Annotated in this window: 1 protein-coding gene; it reads left to right on the forward strand. The window is 56.3% G+C overall.

What is annotated here, in order from left to right:
- Nucleotides 1-295: LysM peptidoglycan-binding domain-containing protein (locus RYX56_RS21820; protein WP_317124047.1), on the forward strand; the 295-nt coding region annotated here is incomplete at both ends.

The following is a 295-nucleotide window of genomic DNA, read 5'->3' on the forward strand; positions in this document are numbered from 1 at the left end:
GAAAGTACCTGGGAAAGCCCAACCAGCGAACAAGCCGGCGCCAACAAAACCGGCGGCCTCGGGCGGGAACGCGGCCACTCATAAACCGGCACCGCAGGCAACAGCTGACTATCTTATCAAAAGCGGTGACACCCTCGGCAAAATTGCCGCGCAGTATCACACAACCGTCAATAACCTGAAGTCGCTGAATAACCTTAAATCAGACTTCATCCGTGCCGGACAAAAGCTGAAAGTACCTGGGAAAGCCCAACCAGCGAACAAGCCGGCGCCAACAAAACCGGCGACCTCGAACGGG

It is taken from the genome of Alkalihalophilus lindianensis (assembly GCF_032843265.1).
GTDB classification, from domain to species: domain Bacteria; phylum Bacillota; class Bacilli; order Bacillales; family Bacillaceae_D; genus Alkalihalophilus; species Alkalihalophilus lindianensis.